Raw genomic sequence first — 15,418 nt, 5'->3', positions numbered from 1 at the left:
CCACGGCTATTGAAGCCTCGTGCGTTGTCACCCCGGTGACGGGGCCGGGGCGCGACCTCCGGCCGACTTGCCGTACCTCGGGATTCTCCCAATACAGGGGGGGCCGAATTGTCCGTAATCCGAGATAGGGTTCGTAGCCGGGCAGGAGGGTGTTCGTCCGGCTGGATGAGCTACATACATTCCCCGATTGAAGGCATGTCGAACGACTTCCGGGCGCGCTGCGATTGCCTTACACTTGCCGAAAACGACGGCGTCCGTCAGCGACGCTCCCTGGATCCTATTGACAACCGGGCCAACACCGACCTTTTTGCGCGGGGGCGCGAAGGCTGAAAGGATCTCGACCTATGGCGGAACCGAATACGACGGGAACGCGGCGCTGGCGCTGGGCTACGTCTTATCGCTCAATCGTCGCGATTCTGATTTTCGGTTTCCTGATCCTGGTCCTTGTCTGGACCGCGGTGCTTTGGCGCATTGCCATCGAACACAAAGCCATTCTGCGTGACACGGCGACTTCTGCGTCCACTGTGGCCACGGCACTCGAGCAGCAGACGCTGCGCGCCATCCGTCAAGTCGATCAAATCACCCGCTTTGTAAAGTACGAGTACGAGCGACGTCGCGGCGACTTTGAACTCACGCGCACGCTGACTGAAGGCATTGTCACGGATCGCTTCATGGTGCTGGTCAGCGTGGCGGATGCGAAGGGTAATGTCATTGCCGCGACGATGCCCGGTAGCGCTGGGGTAAATATTGCAGATCGGGAGCACTTCCGCGTGCATCTGGACAATGCGAGCGACAGTCTGTTCATCAGCCACCCGGTGTTCGGACGAGTCTCGCGCAAGTGGGTACTCCAGTTCAGCCGGCGGTTGAACAATCCCGACGGCAGTTTTGCGGGCGTGGTCGTCGTATCGCAGGAACCGAGTTACTTCACTACGGACTTCTATACGAACACCGTACTCGGCCAATACGGACAGATCGCAGTGGTCGCCGATGACGGCGCGCTCCTCGCGCGCAGCGCCGGTGCGGGTGTCGCGATTACCAGCACGGGAGAACTGCCGCCGTTCGCGGCCGAGCAACGTAGTTCGGGGGTCCAGCGCGACCCCATCGATGGCGTCGAGCGCATCGTGGCGTACCGTCATCTGCGAGACTATCCGCTGGCTGTACAAGTCGGCTTGTCGATGGATGAGGAGCTGGCCGAGTACCGGCACGTCGAGCGCGTGTATTTGACGATGGCGACCTTCGTGTCGGTCGCGCTCGTTGTGTTCTTCGCGCTCATCGCGTACCTGATGCAGCGGCTCATTGGCCGCGACCAGCAACTAACGCGTCTGATTTCCTACGACGCACTGACCGGGCTGCCGAACCGCTACGCATTGATGGAGTCGCTGCGGCGTGCCCTGGCCGATCCCGATCGGGTCGGCAAGGTCGCATTGCTCCATATCGATCTCGACAACTTCAAGAGCGTGAACGACACGCTGGGGCACGCGCAGGGCGACGAGATTATCCGTCAGGTGGCCGAGCGCTTTGCTCCGCGCATGCCGCCGGGCACTCTGCTATCGCGTTTTGCCGGTGACGAGTTCATGGTGCTGCTCGAAGGCGACAGCGCGGCGGCACAAGCCGAACCCCTGGGCGAGACACTGCTTGCCGCGCTTAAGGCGCCGATGGTGGCGGATGGTACGTCGTTTGCGCTTCACGCGAGTATCGGAGTGACCTTCTGGTCGAGGGCAGATGAGACCGAGGCCGATCTCATCAAGAAGGCGGATCTCGCGATGTACTCCGCGAAGGAAGCCGGCAAAAGCGTGGTGCGAGTCTATACGCAGCAGATGACATACCAGGCGCACCAGCTTGTCGTGTGGGAGCGCCAGATGGAGCAGGCGCTGGCCAACGGCGAATTCTTCCTTGCTTATCAGCCCATCGTGGCGCTCGAGTCCGACTGCGTACGAGGGGTCGAGGCATTGATTCGCTGGCGACATCCGGAGCGCGGCATATTGAGCGCAGGCGAGTTCATTCCTCTGGCCGAGACGACCGGGCAAATCGTTGCCATCGGCGAATTCGCACTGACGCAGGCTTGCCGTCAGCTAAAAGTTTGGCGAGGCACGCCGATGGCGTCGCTGAGGCTTGCCGTGAATGTCTCATCGGTGCAGTTCTGGCGCGGAGACATCGGTGAGCTTGTCGAGCGGCTCATCAAGGAATATGAGATCGAGCCGAACACGCTTGAACTCGAAATTACCGAGTCGGTGATGGTCAAGAATCCGTCGCTCGTGGAAATGAAGATCGAGCAATTCAAGCGCGCGGGTGTGCGCATAGCGCTCGACGACTTCGGTACCGGCTATTCGTCGTTATCCTATCTGACGCGATTCCCTGTCGACACGCTCAAGGTCGATCGCTCGTTCGTGGAGTCGATTCCCGATTCGTCGCGGTCGTGTCTCATGATTTCGAATATCGTGAATATTGCGCGCTCGTTAGGCATCGAGTTGATCGTCGAAGGCGTGGAGAACGATCGGCAACTGGATTGGTTGCGTCATTTTGTGCCGCTGTGCGCGCAAGGCTATTTGTTTTCCCGACCGGTGGAAATCGAATTGCTCGATTCGGTAATCGCGCGGTTCGGTATTTGCCGATAAAGCGGAGTCAATGGAAAAGCAATATCCGGGCTAGTTAATAGATTAAATAGGTATTCGTGATAAATCGAACCTCTGGCATTTTTTCGTGAGGATTCATCGTCGGAGTACTATAGAATTAGCGTGTTTTCGCGATGATGCCGAGCGTTGCAGGGGGTGGCCGCGAGCCGTTGCCGGCAGTGCTTGAAGGCGAGGGCGGCGGGTTGTCAACAGCTTGCAATTGTCGGGATAGACAATGCGAGGTCATCAGGGTCCGAAGGTGCGGGGCGCGACACGCCGGGGATCGGGAACGAGGAAAATAGTTTGACGCGCAGACCAGAATTGGCGGGAATTCGCCGGCACGATGGATGCCAGTTGCGACCAGAGCTTCTGTCCGGGGAAAAGACAGAAACGCGACTCGAATGAGGCGAAGACTTTGTCAACGTAAGAAGTAAAAATATTAGAACGAGCGTTTGATTTTCGGATGAGGATAAGGCATTGGCTTTATGCCGCCTGCGTCTCGGTCGGCGTGCTGGTCGCCTGCTGGGTTGCGGCGGACAGGACTGCCACATCGCTGGTCGGCGACAAGCTCGCACAGAGTGTCGACGCCGGGCAAACGGTGGCCGACCGCGTTGCCGACGGCATGATTCACGCGATCAATACAGATCTGGCGATGGTGCGGGCCATTCCTTCCACGTTGGCCGAGGTAGATCTGCTGCGCGACGTTCTGCGCCCCGCGAGCGGCACCGCAGCAGCGGCCGAGGTCGCGGACCGCGCCAACGAATTTCTACGCGGGGCTCAGGGGTACTTCGGTGTCGACCGGGTGTGGGTAATCGATGTGCGCGGCATTTGTGTCGCCGCGAGCAACTTCCGCGATACCCCATCGCCTATCGGCCAGTCTGTCGCCAATCTTCCGTATTTCACCAATGCGCTGTTGGGCGCGCGTTTCGAGAGCTACGCGGCAGGCTGGGAGAGCCAGGCGCCGGGCCTTTATTTTAGTGCTCCCGTGTACCGCGATGGGGCGCTGATCGGGGTGGTGATGACCAAGATCGGGTTGACACGTCTGCGTCACTGGGTGGGCAGTGGCGAGTCGTTCGTTACCGACGGCAACGGTGTGGTCATCATGGCCAACGACCCTCGCTTCGAGAACCGCTTCATGCTGGACGGTAAGGTCGGCTCGTTATCCGATGCCGAGCGTCTCGCGCTATATCAGCGTAATGATTTTGCTCGTATGCCGATCGCGCAGTTCAAGCGTGCGCCCGGCCGCTCGAATGCCTGGGTGCCGCAGGAATTGCTCGACCGGATGTCGGAGTTCGACGAGTTCCGCAAGCCCTTCGTGATTACGTCGCGGCCAAGCTCGAGTAACGATCTGATCGTTTATGCCGTGGAACAGGTCGACGCCTGGGAAGCGCTCACGCGGCAGCACGCCAAAGACCTCGCGCTGTGTTTCCTACTGTATATGGGGGGTGTCGTGATCGTGGCCCTCGCCGGCTGGACCTACTGGCGCGAGCGTGTGCAGCATCGTGAGACGCGTCAATCGAACGAAGAACTGCGTGCCGCGAATAATCAGTTAGCGTTCGAGGCGAGTTACGACGAATTGACGGGCAGCCTTACGCGCCGTTACTTCTTTCATCGCTTCGATCAATTGCTCGAAGCGGCGCAACGCAAGAATGAGCCGATGAGCCTCATCGTGGCCGATCTGGATCATTTCAAGTCGATCAATGACACCTACGGGCATGCGATCGGCGATCAGGTGCTGTGCCGTTTTGTGCTCGTGTGCTCGTCCACCCTGCGCGGCGACGATCTGATTGGCCGCATCGGTGGCGAGGAATTTGCGATTTTGCTGCCGGGGGCCACCGAGCGCGATGCACTGCGCGTGGCGGATCGTATACGCGAGCGCTGCAAGCGCGAGTCGCTGGAGGGCAGCGAACCGCCGCTGCGCTTCTCGGCGAGTTTCGGTATCACCGAGTGGCAAGACGAAGATTCGCCGATGAACATGGTCGAACGCGCCGACATGGCCTTGTACCGCGCCAAGCGCGCCGGTCGCGACCGCTGCTGGGTGTTCTGACTCGCCACAAGGCCCCGGCGTCTGCCGGGCGCCGCTAACCCTTCGATATTCCTTGCGCGTTACCAATGTCACGTTTGGTAACCAAAGAAGGGACACTCTATCGCGCATTTCACGAGAACTCCCCTGTCTAACGACTCAAGCGGGCGGTAAAGATCGACGACATGCCGGGAACCCGGCGTCGATGGCGCCGCGCGAGACGCGAATGGTTCATGCGGGAGGTTTCATCGTGAAACGCTTACTCATGCTGGCAGGCGGCGCCGCTGTCGCCGTGATGATGGCCGGTTGTGTGGCTGTGCCGTACGGTGGCGGCTACTATGACAGTTATGGATATGTCCCGGGCTACGATGCGGGATACGCGCCGGGCTATGCGGTTGTGCCTGCGCCGACGGTTACCTTCGGGGTGTCGGGGGGCTACTACGGCGGCGGATACTACCGGGGATGGCACGGTCGCGGCCGAGGTTGGGGCTGGCATCACTGATGCCACGCCGGGCGCTCGCAGTCAGGCTCAGGCCCCGGCGTTGGTTGTGTTCAGCGCCTTTGCGCCTGCCCGGCTCAGAACTCCGACAGTACGAAATCGTCCTTGGAGACGTCGCACTCCGGGCAGCGCCAGTCCGTAGGCACGTCGGCCCAACGGGTGCCGGGGGCCAGGCCGTCATTCGGCGCACCTTCGGCTTCGTTATAGATCCAGCCGCAGATCAGGCAGATCCAGCTCTTGAATTCGATCGGGGTGTCCAGCAGGGTGCTCATGGTGTCAGGTCAACAGGGAAAACGAATGCGACCCGCATTGTAAGGCACCTACACGGCAGCGTCCCGCTCGCGGGCGACGGTTCGCACGCAAAGTTAATCCAGATCAATTGGCGGGAAAGTCAGCAGCGTGGAGCGGTGACGAAGACGGGCACCGCCAGCGCAAACCAGAGAGGGTGCGCGCCGGCGGCGACCGGCGCGACAGCCTTTACCAGTGAATCTGGTTGAGGAAGATCGGCGCCATCTGCGCAAGCGAATTGAGCAGCGACATGGCGGTATCGCGATGCGACACTTCCCGCCACAGCCGGCTTTGCTTGACCACGCGCTCGCGGTCTTCCGGCGTTTTCACCTCGGGCGAGCGCAACTCCTTGATCAGGTCGATGACGGACGCGCGATCGACGGTTTCCGTGACCGAGTGGTGCGCGAGCAGATCGTCCAGATGGACACGCTCCGCCTCGGTGAGCGGTACGTCGGCAGGCGGTGGAGAGGTAACGGACGGTTTGTCGGATTGGGTCATACGAGACGGTCTCCCGAAGTCACTGAAAAGCGAAACGGCCGCTGAGCGCCGGACCCTGGGAAAGGGTCCAAGTCATGCATGGCGAGGTATCGCGTGACTCCATCATAGGCCGATTCGCTTGTGCTGCGAACCCTTCCCGATCGCCGGCGCGTCGCGATTTCGGGCAAACCGGTGAGTCATTTCTCACGAGTTTGCGGCATGTCAAAGGCGTGACATCCGCGCACAGAAGCGGGGCGAAACGTCAAGCGTAAAAAATTTATCCAGGGCTGACGTCGAAACGGGCAATCCTCTTGACAGCGTGTGTTGGCGGGCGTTTCGACGGGGTGTTGCCGGGTTATCCAGTGGGTTATCCACAGAAGCTGTGGGTAACTTATCGAGGCAGGATGGGCGACGTGACGGTGTCGGTGCCGTGACCTGCCGATGAACTGTCACCGGAACAGCGGGCGCAACATCAGCAACGCGAAGAAGAGTGCAACGCCGACAGGCAACAAGCCGGTGAAGAACGCGGGCCACGGCATGCGGCCACGGCGGCGTGCGCCGAACGACGAAATCAGGCCGGCGCAAAGGCATAGCACGCCAACGCCCCAGGTCGGATGCGGGCTTTTGAGCACCCACGCGGCAGCTGCCAGCAATCCGACCCAGGCGAGCGGCATGGCGCCGGGCGGTGGCGGGGTGACACGGGGCGGCGCCGCTTTTGTGCTGCGTGACTTGTTGGAGGAATCAGGCGTATCGGGTGTATCGGGTGTATTCGGCGTATTGGCTGACATTGAGATTCCGGTAAATCTGGGCGTGCGACGCGCTGAATCGGGCGGGCACGCGAAAGACGCAGCATAGCAAACGTCGACCGCTGCCGCTCAGGACGCGAGGTCGCGCAAGGTGCCTGCGCGGGAGGGCTCTGAAGCCGCATGAGGATCGTGCGCCGGATGAGCAAGATGGGCAGGGTAGGCCGGGGCGTCTACAAACCACACAGTCGTCGAGTCGGTATCGCGCGTTGGCGCGAAGGCTGGGGGGGTAGCGCAGCGGTCGTCGAGGTCGACGTATTGCTTGCGGACGATGCGATTGGAGGTTGGTATGGCGGGAATTGCAGAAGGCGCAAAGATTGCGAAGCTGCGAGGTTCACCGTTCGCCGCCGGCGCGGCTTTGACGGCAACGCATGGTTGATGAAACGGATCGGTGGGCGTTGCGACGGCGGGAGGCATAGTCTGAGCGTGCACGCGGGCGACACCGGACGCCAGGAGCAGGCAAAGCACCATGAGGCCACCTCGCCGCGACGCGCCTGCACGGGGCATGAGCAGAACCTGGGGCGTAACGTGTCTCGGCGGCATGGCGGGCTCCGTCGGGCCGATCATTGGGGGAGGTGACGGCAGCCTGCGCATCGCAAGCCGCTGCACCACGTTCCCCCGACCCTCAAGCCAATTTCGTGCCGGAATTCGTAAATGGATGATTTTTATGGGGTTGTCGGCGTATTGCGGAACGCTTGCACGGTTTGCCCCTCATCAAGTGTTGCAGTTCCGAAACGTGCGCCTGAGAATCGACCTATGCGAGCAGCATACCGCGGCGAGATTTCCAGCGTTCTTCGATACTGTATATAATTACAGTATTTCATTCCACGGCGAAACAGAACCTCTCATGAAAGCCAATTATTCCATCGCCGAGATCGAGCAGGCGATCAACTACTGGACGAGCCATCAGGCCGCCGACAGCCATTGGTCGCTGTGCCAGTCGGCGCGCGCGCTGGCCAATGTTTATGGCGAGATGATTTATCGCCGCGAAACGAATATCGCGGCCGACGCGCTCAACACCGAACAAAGTCAGGCGATCGAGACGGCGCTGCACCAGATGGAGCTTGGCCTCGCGCCGTGATTCAGGAGGGAACCGGGTTTGGCGAGCATTGTCGCGCCGACCACTGTTCCAGCCAGCGTTCGAGATCGCCTGCCGACAGCGCTGGCGAGAACAGAAACCCTTGCGCCACGCGATAGCCCTGCGCCACAAGCAGATCGCGCTGCGCTTCGTCTTCCACCCCTTCCGCGACGACCGTCAGATGCAGATTGCGGCCGATGCTGATGATGGCGTTGGTCAGCGCACGCACCGTTTCGTCGCGCGTGATGTCGTGCACGAAGCTGCGGTCGAGTTTCAGTTCGGAGACCGGTAGCCGGCGCAGATAGCCCAGACTGGAGTAGCCGGTACCGAAGTCGTCCAGCGAGAGTCGCACGCCCATGCTGTGGACCTCATCGATAATGCGCAGCGTGCTCGGATTGTGATCCATGAGCACGCTTTCCGTGATCTCGATGGCCAGACAACTTGGTGGCTATCCATGATCGGCGAGGGCTTCGGCAATCATGCGCGGCAGGTCGTGATCGTGGAAGTTGGTCGGCGAAAGATTGACCGACACATTCTGGATACTCACCCCGCGCCGCCGCCAGTCCGCCAACTGACGGCATGATTCGCGCAGCGTCCAGATCCCCAGTTCGCGGATCAGGCCGCATTCTTCCGCCAACGCGATGAAGCGCGAGGGCGGCACCTCGCCGTGCAGCGGATGTGTCCAGCGGGTCAGCGCCTCGGCGCCGTACACCGAATCGTCGAGCAGATTGATCTGCGGCTGATAGAAGAGCTGGAGCGTTTCGCACCGCAGGGCGTCGCGCATGGCAGTCTCCAGCTCGAGCCGCTCCTGCGCGTGGATGTTCATGTCTTCGTTATAAAAACGCACGCTGCCCGGGCTGGTCATCTTGGCCTGATACATGGCCATGTCGGCACGCTGGAGCAGCAGGTCGAACGCCTTGCCGTGATTCGGATACAGACTGATGCCGAAGCTGCCCGAGGGCACGAGCGTCACGCCATCGACCTGACACGGCGCGCTCAGCGCGCTGCGCATGCGTTCAATGGCGATGTCGAGGCGTTCGGGGTCGCATTCGGTGAGTACGGCCACGAACTCGTCGCCCGACAGGCGCGCGACGATATCCGCACCGCGCAGCGAGCGTCGCAGGCGCTGGGCGATCGTGCGCAGCAGCACGTCGCCCGCCTGATGGCCGAGCGAGTCGTTGACCTGTTTGAAACGATCCAGATCGATGAAGATGATGGCCATGCGCGTGTTCAACTCGTCTGCGCTGGCAATGGCCTGTGCGGCGAGCACGCCGAGCATGCTGCGGTTGGGCAGGCCGGTGAGGCTGTCGGAGAACGCCAGTTGACGGATGCGTGTGCGCGATTCATCCCGCTCGAAGGCGAGTTTGCACAGATGCACGCACACGTCGACGAGCCGTTCATGCAGGGCGTCCGGGCCGCGCACCGTACGGTAATAGAACGCCAGCACGCCGAGCACGCGGCCGTCGTTCGCGATGATCGGCATGGCCCACGACGCGGCCAGCCCGAATTCGGCCGCCATGCTGCGGAAGTCGGCCCAACGCGGGTCGTTCGCAATATCGGTCACGATTACCGGCCGCGCCTGAAAGGCAGCCGTGCCGCAGGTGCCGACATTCGGGCCGATCGCCACGCCGTCAACGGTCTGATGATATTTCGCAGGCAGGCTCGGGCCGGCCTGCGGGCGCAGCCGGCCCTCGGCATCGACCCGTACGACCGAGGCCATGACTTCGGGCGCGATCTGTTCCAGTTCCCGGCACACGAGCGCGAGCACTTCCACGAGCGGCGCATCGCGCACCATCGCGGCGAGCGCCTTGTGTTGCAGCACTTCCTGAATCTTCGATTGCGTGATGTCGGTGAAAAGCACCACGGCGTTGAGCAGCTTGCCGTTCGCGTCGAGAATCGGATTCGTCACCACCGAGACCCACAGCGGCTGACGTTGCGCCGTGCGCACGAGTATTTCGCAGTGACAGCTTCGGGCGTCGCGGGCGGCAACGAGGCAGCCGGCGAGCGCTTGCTTGACGTCCACGGCCGACGCGCCGTCGGCAAGTTCGCCGGCGGGCGTCTCACCAAACGGGACGTGCACGGACTGGCCGATCACCTCGCTCGCCGCGTAGCCCAGCATGCGCGTGAAGCCCGCATTGATATAGCTCACGCTGCCGTGTGCGTCGGTAATGAGTACAGCGTTGTCGGTCTCGTCGACCCCGAGCGAGAGCAGATGAAGGCGGGCGTCGTCAGCCGCCTGACGCTCCACGCGGGCGGTCACGTCGACGGCGAATTTGATCACGAAAACGAGCTTGCCGGCGTCGTCGAATACCGGGTTGTAGGTCGCTTCGAGCCAAAGGGCGCTGCCGTCGCGACGGCGGCGGCGAACCTGTCCGGTGTGCGAGCGTTGTGTGCTGAGGACCTGTTCGAGGGCGTCGCCGCAGGTGGCGTCGCCCGGTTCGCACAGCAGGGCGTGCGGTTTGCCGATCAGGTCGGCGCGTGTGTAGCCGAACACCCCGAGCAGCTTGTCGTTGACGTCGACGATGGTGCCGTCCGGCGTGAGCGTGAGTGTGCCCAGCGAGCGGTCGAGCGCCGCTAGCAGCGCCTCGGGCCCGGGGGCCGGTGTGGTGCCGGTGCCGGACGGTGAACCGGGCACGACCATCGCAAGGGCCTCCTCGGACGTCCTTCGGTCATTGTCGGGTATGACTTGAGCTGACACGCCAAAACGCTTTCAAGTATAGCGAGCTGCGGCGGCAGGCTCACATGGGGGAAATCGGGAGGGCGTCAGACGGTGACGCCATGCCGGGCAGACAACAGGGGTGCGGGCGGGCGCGGGCGGCGGATCTCGAACGAGCGCCGACTTCAGGCTGCCTTGACGCGGATTCGCACGCCGTCGACCGAAACGGTTTGTCCGGCGCGGATCTTGCAGGTTTTGCGGGTTTCGACCTGACCGTCGACGCTGACCGCACCGTTGGCCACCATGACTTTGCCTGCACCGCCGGAGTCCACGAGGCCGGTGAGCTTGAGCAAGTCGTTCAGGGCGACGAATTCGCCCGTGAGTTCAAAAGTTACGTTTTGCATGATGGTGCGGATACTACGTAAAAACCCGGTGCCCGTCGACTGTTGCCGCGCCTCGGGCGAAAGGCGCTCAGTTGTCTCACGACCTGAGCACTTGCTCGATCCGTCGATCGGGAATAAGCCATACTGCGGCGACCAGCGCGTACAGCGCAAGGGAGATGGCCGGAACCATGAAAGCCAGGCCAATGGCCAGCGCATAGGCCACCACCGAGAGCTTGCCCTTGGTGTCGCGCCCCAGCGCCGCAGCGAGCTTTGCGTTGCCGCCTTCCTCGTGCACGGCAAGCAGGGTTCGCGTGAGGATGTAATACGCCACGGCCGCCATGAACAGCACCACGCCGTAGAGCGCCGTCGGCCACGCGGTGAAGTGGTTCTCGCCCAGCCAGTGCGTGACGAACGGAATCAGCGACAGCCAGAAGAGCAGGTGCAGGTTGGCCCAGAGCACGCCGCCCGAGACCCGCTGCACGACATGGAAAAGATGGTGATGATTGTTCCAGTACAGACCAACGTAGACGTAGCTCAGAATGTACGTAAGGAATGTCGGCGCGACTGGCAGGAGGTCGGCCAGTTCGCTGCCGTGCGGTGCCTTCATCTCCAGCACCATGATCGTGATGATGATGGCGATCACACCATCGCTGAAGGCTTCCAGTCGACCTTTGCCCATAGAGTTCTTCGCTTTCTTATCAGTCGCGGGTTGGGTTCACAGTACCGCCACGCGGTTGCGGCCGGCCTGCTTGGCGGCATATAACGCCCGGTCGGCACGTTGCAGCAGAGCGCTGAAATCGGCATCGTCCAACGCGAGGCTGCCGACACCGATGCTGGCGGAAAACCGCACCGGGCCATTGGGGCCGGGCACGCTGGCGCCGCCAATGGCAGTCAGCAGACGCTCGGACGCTTGCAGCGCACGCTGTGCGTCGGCCTCGGGCAGCAAGACGGCGAATTCCTCGCCGCCGAGACGGCCGATCACAGTCCCTTTGCGCAGCGTTGCCCGCAACACCAGTGTCAACTCCACGATCACGCGGTCGCCAATGGCATGCCCCCACGTATCGTTGACCGCCTTGAAGTGATCGATGTCGAGCATGAGTACCGACAGACGCCGTTTTTGCGCGAGGGCGGCGGCAAACAGGCGATCGGCTTGCATGAGAAAGGCGCGGCGGTTGAGCGCACCGGTCAGGCCGTCGCGCATGGCCATGTCGCCGAGCACCTGATTGACGCGACGCAGTTCGAGGGCATCCACCACGAGTGCGGACAGATCGGCGAGCAGCCCGCGCTTCTCGTCGTCGAGCGTGCGGGGGCGGCGGTCGATCACGCAGAGCGTGCCCAGGCGATGGCCTTCCGGCGTGAGCAGCGGGGCGCCTGCGTAGAAGCGGATGTTCGGCTCTCCCGTGACCAGCGGATTGTCGGAGAAGCGCCGGTCGGCACGGGCGTCGGGCACAACGAACACGTCGTCGCCGAGAATCGCATGCGCGCAGAAGGCCATCGAGCGCGGTGTCTGCGAGACATCAAGGCCTTGGCGTGCCTTGAACCATTGGCGCGTTTCGTCAATCAGCGAGACAAGCGAGATCGGCGCGCCGAGTACGTAGGAGGCCAGTCGCACAATGCGATCGAACGCCGGCTCGGGCGGCGTATCGAGAATCTCGTAACGGCGCAGCGCCGCGAGGCGCTCGGCCTCGTTCGGACTGTCGCCTCCCGCCGGCGTAAGCCGCGCAATCGTCGAGGGGGTAAGCAGTTCGTGTGAATCGGTTCCGGATGCGGTCATGTCGTGGCGGGCGGGCAGGGCCCGGCGGTTGGACGACAGCAGTGCCGTTGACGCGGCGTCGGGCCACGCGTTCGGCGACTGCACGGAAGGCGATGCCGGCTTCGCCGCGTGCGCGGGTGATGCGCTCGATTGGGCAGGCGGCAGCGGCGAGCGTCGATGCCTGTCGCCGTTCAGGCCGGTCGCGTCGAAAACATCAACGTTATCGATGGGGCAGGCAATGCCGCCAATTCTGCCGCGCCTGTCGTCACTTGGCAAATGCGACGGCGTCGTACCGCTCACGCGAGGCACGTCGTTCGCACGCCAGAGGGCGCGAGCGGCTTGCGTAATGTCGTGAGCACTGTCGCGCACGGGGTCGACACTGCCCGTGGCGGGCGAAGAAGGGTTCATGATTTGACTTCGAATGCTTCGCCGGTTTCGAAGAAGTTACCGCCGGCAATGTAATGAAGGCTGCGCGACACGCCGGGCTCGAACTGCCAATGCCCGTCGCGAAAGGCGCGCGGATCGGCCCAGGCCGCGACGACTTCGCCGAGAAACAGATCGTAGCGATCCTGATTGTGCGGCTCGGGAATCACGCGGCATTCCAGCCACGCGAGGCATCCGCCGATGAGCGGTGCGGCAATATGCGAGCCTGCGAAAGCCTGCATACCGGTACCGTCGGCGAACTTGTCGGTATCGCGTCCGGAGATCGAGCCGACGGCCAGCGTTTCACGGGCGATGGCACGCGCGGGCACGTTCAGCGAAAACTCGCCGGAGGCTTCGACCAACTCGCGCGTGAGCGTATTGCGGTCGATGACGACGGCGACCTTTGGGGGAGAGAAGTCCAGCGGCATCGACCAGGCGGCGGCCATGACATTGCGGCGCGACTCGTGGGCACTTCCCACAAGTACGGTTGGTCCGTGGTTGAGTAGTCGGTAGGCTTTGGGAAGCTCGACAGGCAGGCGTTCGGTCATGGCGGGCACTCGGCAGGCGTGATGTGATGTCAGGCGGCCCATGATAGCGCGGCCGGAAAAAATCGATGGTGCCCATGACGAAGGCCAGTATCTGAAAAAGCGGCCCGCAGGGTGAGCTGCGGGCCGTACAAACGGCACGGTGCGGGGAGCGCGTGCCGGATCAGATGTGCAAGCAGTATTTCATGCGTTCGTCCTAGTCCAGTCCCCATGCCGGGCAAGGAAGTGCTTTCGAGACTGCGGCGAAACGCGCCCTATTGCGCCGACGGTAACCGCATGGGACGAACTCGCGTGAGTCTGCCTGGCGCCGTGCAGACCTCTCGAGGAACAGGCGCGCGCGACGGCGTCGGCATCGGCTCGTTTCGACTACGAAGACCGAGAGGCGGCGCCAGGTGCCGCGCATCCCGGGAACAATCTGCCCCGTGCCCGAGGCGATGCAGTAACATTTTCGGTGACGTGATGGCGGCGACCGCGGTTGTGTGCGCACGAACGCAGGCCGCCCGCACATAACCGGCGATGGACTGGAGACACAACATGACGACAGATCGGCGCATTACGTTCTTTCACGCTCCGAACACCCGTTCCTCCGGGGTGCTTGTACTGCTCGACGAATTGCAGGCCGAGCACGACCTTCACCTGCTGCGTTTCGCGACCGGCGAGCAGCGCGGTTCGGAGTATCTGGAACTCAATCCGATGGGCAAGGTGCCGGCCATCCGCCACGGCGATGCCATGATCACCGAGCAGGCGGCCGTTTATATGTATCTGGCCGAGCTGTATCCGGAGAAGGGGTTGGCGCCGATGCCCGGCGATCCGCGTCGCGGGCCTTATCTGCGCTGGATGGTGTTCTACGGCTCTTGCCTCGAACCGGCGGTGGTCGACAAATCGCTGGGTCGCGAAGGCGCCGAGCGCTCGCGTTCGCCGTATGGCGACTACGATTCGGTCATGTGGACACTGGAGCGGCACCTGTCGCTGGACGCAGGGCCGTGGTGGCTGGGCGAGTCGTTCACGGCAGCGGATGCGCTGTGGGGCAACGCCATGCACTTCCTCACGCAGTTCAAACTCGTGCCCGAGACACCTTCGGTGAAGGCATACGTGGAGCGTTTTCGCGCCCGTGAATCGTTTGCGCGGGCGCAGCAGCGCGATGCGGCGCTGGCAAAGCAGCTCGCCGCGTAAGGGTGTCCGTTCGTCCTGAGCGGGACTGACTGGGGTTGAGCCGGTCCGGCTCAACCCGGCAGTACGTCGATATGCGGCTCGCAGTCGATGGGGAAGTTGACCGAGTTGGCGACATAACACCGGGCGTGCGCTTCGTGGTGCAGTTCGGCCGCCAGCCCGGCATTGCCGCCCGCGCGGATCGTAACGTGCGGGCGCAGCAAAATGCGCGTGAAGCGCCCTTCCTGCGCCGTATCGATCATGGTGCCGATGGCGTCGTCGGCATACCGCTCGACCACCACTCCGGCTTCGGCACAAAGATGCAGGTACCAGAGCTTGTGGCAGGCACTGGCCGCGGCGACCAGCAGGTCTTCCGGATTCCAGCGGGCCGCGTCGCCGCGAAAGGCGGGATCAGCCGAGCCGGGAATTGTTGGCTTGCCGTTGGCGCGAATCTCGTGATTGCGTCCGTAGTCGCGATAGCCCGACGTGCCGCTTCCCTGATTGCCAATCCACTCGACGCCGATCCGGTACTGATGTTCGCCTGAAGCCATGTCATGTCTCCGCAAAGGGCCGGCAGCCAAGAAGGTTGGGGGATTACCGGGAACGAGGGTGCTGTCGGGCCCGGCCGTGATTCTCGCAGTTACCTGTGTTGCCGGCTGGCCATTTTCGGCCATCAATAGGTCCGATTCGGTCCTGTCATCGGGCCCGGATCTCGCGGCTCAGTCCGGC

At 62.7% G+C, this 15,418-nt stretch carries 13 protein-coding genes and 1 pseudogene; 5 read left to right on the top strand and 9 right to left on the bottom strand.

Going from position 1 to position 15,418, the window contains the following annotated elements; translation table 11 throughout:
• Positions 1 to 344: 344 nt before the first annotated feature.
• From AT395_RS15450 to AT395_RS15440, 3 genes are all read left to right on the top strand, one after another.
• Positions 345 to 2,615 carry a bifunctional diguanylate cyclase/phosphodiesterase gene (locus tag AT395_RS15450; RefSeq protein ID WP_042116470.1) on the top strand — a complete coding sequence of 757 codons (2,271 nt, stop codon included), beginning with the start codon at positions 345 to 347 and terminating at the stop codon, positions 2,613 to 2,615.
• Between the two features lie 460 nt (positions 2,616 to 3,075).
• Positions 3,076 to 4,659 (top strand): sensor domain-containing diguanylate cyclase, encoded by a 1,584-nt coding sequence (locus AT395_RS15445; protein WP_082117941.1) that lies wholly within the window; start codon positions 3,076 to 3,078, stop codon positions 4,657 to 4,659.
• A 226-nt stretch (positions 4,660 to 4,885) separates the two neighbouring features.
• A complete protein-coding gene (locus AT395_RS15440; protein ID WP_042118763.1) occupies positions 4,886 to 5,137 on the top strand; it encodes a hypothetical protein in 252 nt (83 codons plus the stop codon).
• 74 nt (positions 5,138 to 5,211) lie between these two features.
• Here the strand turns inward: AT395_RS15440 and AT395_RS15435 are convergent, their stop codons facing one another.
• From AT395_RS15435 to AT395_RS15425, 3 genes are all read right to left on the bottom strand, one after another.
• Positions 5,212 to 5,406 (bottom strand): rubredoxin, encoded by a 195-nt coding sequence (locus AT395_RS15435; protein WP_048629702.1) that lies wholly within the window; start codon positions 5,404 to 5,406, stop codon positions 5,212 to 5,214.
• Between the two features lie 205 nt (positions 5,407 to 5,611).
• Complete coding sequence (locus tag AT395_RS15430; protein WP_058375214.1) at positions 5,612 to 5,920, bottom strand: hypothetical protein; 309 nt, start codon at positions 5,918 to 5,920, stop codon at positions 5,612 to 5,614.
• 428 nt (positions 5,921 to 6,348) lie between these two features.
• A complete protein-coding gene (locus tag AT395_RS15425) occupies positions 6,349 to 6,687 on the bottom strand; it encodes a hypothetical protein (protein WP_125347913.1) in 339 nt (112 codons plus the stop codon).
• A gap of 520 nt (positions 6,688 to 7,207) precedes the next feature.
• Here AT395_RS15425 and AT395_RS26155 point away from each other — a divergent pair.
• Positions 7,208 to 7,783 (top strand): DUF3717 domain-containing protein, encoded by a 576-nt coding sequence (locus tag AT395_RS26155; RefSeq protein WP_231606165.1) that lies wholly within the window; start codon positions 7,208 to 7,210, stop codon positions 7,781 to 7,783.
• A gap of 1 nt (position 7,784) precedes the next feature.
• Here AT395_RS26155 and AT395_RS15410 read toward each other — a convergent pair.
• The 5 genes and pseudogenes from AT395_RS15410 to AT395_RS15390 all read right to left on the bottom strand — a co-directional run bounded on the left by AT395_RS15410 (position 7,785) and on the right by AT395_RS15390 (position 13,543).
• Positions 7,785 to 10,421 (bottom strand): annotated as a pseudogene (locus AT395_RS15410) (sensor domain-containing protein).
• A 200-nt stretch (positions 10,422 to 10,621) separates the two neighbouring features.
• Positions 10,622 to 10,840, bottom strand: a complete 219-nt coding sequence (locus AT395_RS15405) for an RNA-binding S4 domain-containing protein (RefSeq protein WP_042116459.1) — start codon at positions 10,838 to 10,840, stop codon at positions 10,622 to 10,624.
• 76 nt (positions 10,841 to 10,916) lie between these two features.
• On the bottom strand, positions 10,917 to 11,498 hold the full coding sequence (locus tag AT395_RS15400) for a TMEM175 family protein (protein WP_042116457.1): 582 nt from the start codon (positions 11,496 to 11,498) through the stop codon (positions 10,917 to 10,919).
• A gap of 36 nt (positions 11,499 to 11,534) precedes the next feature.
• Positions 11,535 to 12,980, bottom strand: a complete 1,446-nt coding sequence (locus tag AT395_RS15395) for a GGDEF domain-containing protein (RefSeq protein WP_231606164.1) — start codon at positions 12,978 to 12,980, stop codon at positions 11,535 to 11,537.
• The gene (locus AT395_RS15390; RefSeq protein ID WP_042116456.1) at positions 12,977 to 13,543 is read right to left on the bottom strand and encodes a flavin reductase family protein; all 567 of its coding nucleotides are present in this window, start codon (positions 13,541 to 13,543) and stop codon (positions 12,977 to 12,979) included. Before AT395_RS15390 ends, AT395_RS15395 begins: the two co-directional genes overlap by 4 nt.
• Before the next feature lie 531 nt (positions 13,544 to 14,074).
• Between AT395_RS15390 and AT395_RS15385 the strand changes: the two genes are divergently transcribed.
• The gene (locus tag AT395_RS15385; protein ID WP_042116454.1) at positions 14,075 to 14,713 is read left to right on the top strand and encodes a glutathione S-transferase family protein; all 639 of its coding nucleotides are present in this window, start codon (positions 14,075 to 14,077) and stop codon (positions 14,711 to 14,713) included.
• Positions 14,714 to 14,763: 50 nt separating this feature from the next.
• Here AT395_RS15385 and AT395_RS15380 read toward each other — a convergent pair whose 3' ends face one another.
• Positions 14,764 to 15,240, bottom strand: coding sequence for an OsmC family protein (locus AT395_RS15380; RefSeq protein ID WP_042116452.1), 477 nt, complete (start codon positions 15,238 to 15,240; stop codon positions 14,764 to 14,766).
• Positions 15,241 to 15,418: the final 178 nt, after the last annotated feature.

It is taken from the genome of Pandoraea apista (assembly GCF_001465595.2).
Classification (GTDB): Bacteria; Pseudomonadota; Gammaproteobacteria; order Burkholderiales; family Burkholderiaceae; genus Pandoraea; species Pandoraea apista.
The sequence above is the reverse complement of the archived record's forward strand: the minus strand, read 5'-3'. Positions and strand labels throughout refer to the sequence as shown.

Excerpts from the sequence above, each read along its gene's own strand:
- AT395_RS15450 (WP_042116470.1), top strand. The coding sequence starts at position 345 with ATGGCGGAACCGAATACGACGGGAACGCGGCGCTGGCGCTGGGCTACG.
- AT395_RS15395 (WP_231606164.1), bottom strand. The coding sequence starts at position 12,980 with ATGAACCCTTCTTCGCCCGCCACGGGCAGTGTCGACCCCGTGCGCGAC.
- AT395_RS15385 (WP_042116454.1), top strand. The coding sequence starts at position 14,075 with ATGACGACAGATCGGCGCATTACGTTCTTTCACGCTCCGAACACCCGT.
- AT395_RS15390 (WP_042116456.1), bottom strand. The coding sequence starts at position 13,543 with ATGACCGAACGCCTGCCTGTCGAGCTTCCCAAAGCCTACCGACTACTC.
- AT395_RS15425 (WP_125347913.1), bottom strand. The coding sequence starts at position 6,687 with ATGTCAGCCAATACGCCGAATACACCCGATACACCCGATACGCCTGAT.
- AT395_RS15380 (WP_042116452.1), bottom strand. The coding sequence starts at position 15,240 with ATGGCTTCAGGCGAACATCAGTACCGGATCGGCGTCGAGTGGATTGGC.
- AT395_RS15435 (WP_048629702.1), bottom strand. The coding sequence starts at position 5,406 with ATGAGCACCCTGCTGGACACCCCGATCGAATTCAAGAGCTGGATCTGC.
- AT395_RS26155 (WP_231606165.1), top strand. The coding sequence starts at position 7,208 with ATGAGCAGAACCTGGGGCGTAACGTGTCTCGGCGGCATGGCGGGCTCC.
- AT395_RS15445 (WP_082117941.1), top strand. The coding sequence starts at position 3,076 with ATGAGGATAAGGCATTGGCTTTATGCCGCCTGCGTCTCGGTCGGCGTG.
- AT395_RS15400 (WP_042116457.1), bottom strand. The coding sequence starts at position 11,498 with ATGGGCAAAGGTCGACTGGAAGCCTTCAGCGATGGTGTGATCGCCATC.
- AT395_RS15405 (WP_042116459.1), bottom strand. The coding sequence starts at position 10,840 with ATGCAAAACGTAACTTTTGAACTCACGGGCGAATTCGTCGCCCTGAAC.
- AT395_RS15430 (WP_058375214.1), bottom strand. The coding sequence starts at position 5,920 with ATGACCCAATCCGACAAACCGTCCGTTACCTCTCCACCGCCTGCCGAC.